Consider the following 3,073-nt stretch of genomic DNA (forward strand, 5'->3'; position numbering starts at 1 on the left):
TAAGCTGTTACGCATTTAATTTGCACATTGAGATCGCAGGGGGGCAGGGGGCAGGGAGCAGGGGAGAGGGTTTGCAGCTTTTATCACCATAAAAATGGTGCAATTTAAATGACGATTAGCTTATCTCACCTCACAGGCTGCGCCATTTTCTGCTGACATGGCTGAAAAAACAGGGAATTGATGATGCACTGATCCAACCTTACTCAGGACATTCGTCTCGTCAGTCGCTGGAAGTGTACTCACGGTTGTCAATAGGGGAAGCTCAAAAAGAATACGACGGGGTGATGGGAAAGTTTCCAGTTTAATACTGCTGTACTACTTTGCCCCTGGTGACAGCTTCCGTAACACTACCCCTACATACAAAGTTAAAAACGCGAGTATGAATTTCCCGTTTGTGCGCTCTAACGGTGTACTCTCGGACTTCAATAGTTTTGCTGGGCATCGGCTCTGTAATTGCTGTTCTATTTATAAGGATAGTTTCTGGTATCAATATATTCATGCACCATTTGAGTGAAACAGTGACAATCTGATGGTTTTCGCCAGGAATTAAGCAGAGGCGATGCCGCCGGAAGTGCAGGTACGCGATCGCACTCCTGATAGCCGCAATTGGAAGCATCTTTAACAGCAGTCGCGGTTTGCTCTCAGCCTTTGGAGTAGCGAGTTCGACTTATATAAATGAAACTAAAGTCAAACAACCCTTAGCCCTAATTAAGAAGATAATCTTTGATCTTGTTTCGATGAGAGCGCAAAATTTTCAAACCTTGATGTTCAGTGTTACGAATTGTCTCTCGACTAAGATTTAGGCGTTTTGCAACTTGACTCAAGGTTAGTTGCTGATTATCTTCCAATCCAAAACGTAGAGTCAATACTTCTCGTTGCCTTGGATTGAGCAACATCAGCAAATTACTCAAGTCTTGATGTAAAAGCTCTTGAGAAATTTGCTCATCTAGGGAAATACCATCCATCGGCAAAATATCAGCTAATTCAGTTTCGTGCTCATTCCCAACTCGCATTTCTAGCGATACTGGAGTGCGAGAAACCTGAAGATATTCACGTATTTGATTAGGCAACAGATTCAACGATTCGGCTATTTCTGCTACAACCGGAGGATGACCCAAAGATTGAGACAGTTGCTGCTGTACTTTCCTGATTTTGTTTAATTTCTCGTTGATATGGATTGGCAGACGGATAGTGCGAGACTTTTCTCCAATCGCGCGTGTAATTGACTGCTTAATCCACCAATAAACGTAGGTTGATAGTTTATAGCCTCGGTTGGGATCAAACTTTTCGATTCCCTTTTGCAAACCCAGTGCCCCTTCTTGGAGCAGATCGAGAAAATCTAAATTGTGATTCTGATATTTTTTGGCAACAGAAACCACCAGGCGTAGGTTAGCTATCACCATTTTCTCTTTAGCTTTTTGGCCTTGTTGAATGATTGATTGTACTTCAGTATCGCTTTGCCCAAGCGAGGTGGCTAATTCTTTTGCAGTTGGTTGGCGATTTAATTGAAGTGCGAGGCTTGAACGCTGTTCTTCAATCGCCATCATCTGCTGTACAAGCCTAGCATTTGTAATCTCTTGCTCAGGAGTTAGCAGAGGGTAGCGTCCGATTTCTTTGAGGTAGGAGCGAACTAAGTCGGTAGTAGGGCTAGGCATACTTTCAATTAATTGTGAGGACTGCTTTTATTTTTCGCTTGATGAAAATGTTTTATTTCAAGAATTATCTAATAAATCAAATCTTAATCATAGACTTAAGCCAATATTTATATTTGTCAAATATATTTATAGATATAATACTTGAAATCTTTAAATAGGTAAATATTAAAATCTGCTTTATTTTATAAATAAGTTTTAAGATAATGAAAAATTTGGTTAGATTAAATCAGAGAGACGCTACGCTAATTTTAGAGTGAAGTCCTCTCTTGAAGAGAGGATGTGTTCAAATTCGCTTCACATTTAGACAAAGCTCAAATCCGCTTTGCGTAAAACAATTGAAAATTACAAATACTTAGTTGAGGAATAATCATGGATATGCAATCTCTACTCACCTTGGCAATCGTAGTCATCTTTTGGGCATTCGTTACTCTTGTTATGTTCCAGTTCATTAATGGACTATTTGTATCGGCTGCTTACGCTAGTAATGTGGTTTCATTTAGCAATGGAAATATAGCCGCTTCTACAATTCCATCACTATCAAAAATAATCACCCCACAACAATTCGCAATTCGCAAGTCGCAGTTCGCAATTGCAGACGTAATTGAAAATTAACTCCTGAAGGGATATAAGCTCCTAATTTTAATTATGTAAGAACTCAGATAGATGTGAACTATATTCAAGCCCTCAAGTTCAGTTCTAGGGTTTTAATTGCGAATTGCGAATTGCGACTTGCGACTTGCGAATTGAATGGGATTACTGCCTCCAGTTAAAGAAGTTTCGCCACAACCAAAACGTACTAACCGTTCAAATAAAACTAACAATGCTGCCAACAAGTCACTGAAAACTAAAAAGGCTGATGTAAATTCTTCAGGCAAGCGCAAGCCAGGCAGACCGCGTAAAGCTGCATAAAACTAAGAAGGTAAAAGGGAAAGGTATAAAAATTTCCTTTCTCTCTTCCTTTCCCTTTTACTAATACTTTATTCTTAGTCTCCGACTGATCAACGGAGGTTAACTTATTTTCTGAAAAATAGTGAACACTACGGGGAACTTGATTGACAAAATGTGCTATATCTTAAACTTTGACTGATGCGCTACTGCTAACTTTTCTTCCGTAGAGGATGGCAAGAAAGCCAGTAATGTACATCAACAAACTATAAACCGCAGCAGGCACGGCCATATCGGGGTTGTTGAGCAAACCAGCAGTAATCGCCAGGGCCAGCGTTCCATTTTGAATTCCCACTTCAATGGCAATGCAGATTTGTTGGGACAGAGGGAGCCGAAATAGCTTTGCGGTAAAAAATCCTGCCAGAGTTGCTGCATCGGTGAGAGGTTAGAGTGATTGCACTTTTGTCAAGAGGGTGCAGGAAAAGGGGATAAATCCAGCTTGGAGACTGGTTTTCGCAGCGCTTTAACAACTC

5 protein-coding genes and 1 pseudogene are annotated in these 3,073 nt (G+C 40.5%); 3 read left to right on the forward strand and 3 right to left on the reverse strand.

All coding sequences use genetic code 11. The features are described from left to right. Nucleotides 1–122: 122 nt before the first annotated feature. Nucleotides 123–305 carry a site-specific integrase gene (locus tag H6G26_RS40345; RefSeq protein WP_347242604.1) on the forward strand — a complete coding sequence of 61 codons (183 nt, stop codon included), beginning with the start codon at nucleotides 123–125 and terminating at the stop codon, nucleotides 303–305. Here the strand turns inward: H6G26_RS40345 and H6G26_RS40350 are convergent. Both H6G26_RS40350 and H6G26_RS40355 read right to left on the reverse strand, forming a co-directional pair. Then, complete coding sequence (locus H6G26_RS40350; protein ID WP_190737590.1) at nucleotides 302–616, reverse strand: hypothetical protein; 315 nt, start codon at nucleotides 614–616, stop codon at nucleotides 302–304. The two genes, H6G26_RS40345 and H6G26_RS40350, sit on opposite strands and share 4 nt — an antisense overlap. A gap of 88 nt (nucleotides 617–704) precedes the next feature. Next, nucleotides 705–1,655 carry an RpoD/SigA family RNA polymerase sigma factor gene (locus H6G26_RS40355; RefSeq protein ID WP_190737584.1) on the reverse strand — a complete coding sequence of 317 codons (951 nt, stop codon included), beginning with the start codon at nucleotides 1,653–1,655 and terminating at the stop codon, nucleotides 705–707. Between the two features lie 369 nt (nucleotides 1,656–2,024). On the opposite strand from H6G26_RS40355, the gene H6G26_RS40360 reads away from it, so the two are divergent. Beyond that, nucleotides 2,025–2,267, forward strand: coding sequence for a hypothetical protein (locus tag H6G26_RS40360; protein ID WP_190737586.1), 243 nt, complete (start codon nucleotides 2,025–2,027; stop codon nucleotides 2,265–2,267). A gap of 135 nt (nucleotides 2,268–2,402) precedes the next feature. Continuing rightward, on the forward strand, nucleotides 2,403–2,564 hold the full coding sequence (locus tag H6G26_RS40365) for a hypothetical protein (protein ID WP_190737588.1): 162 nt from the start codon (nucleotides 2,403–2,405) through the stop codon (nucleotides 2,562–2,564). 163 nt (nucleotides 2,565–2,727) lie between these two features. On the opposite strand, the pseudogene H6G26_RS40370 reads toward H6G26_RS40365, so the two are convergent. Further along, nucleotides 2,728–2,970, reverse strand: a pseudogene (locus tag H6G26_RS40370) (bile acid:sodium symporter family protein); the annotation flags it as partial. Between the last annotated feature and the right edge of the window lie 103 nt (nucleotides 2,971–3,073).

The organism is Nostoc sp. FACHB-888 (assembly GCF_014696655.1).
GTDB lineage: Bacteria > Cyanobacteriota > Cyanobacteriia > Cyanobacteriales > Nostocaceae > Nostoc.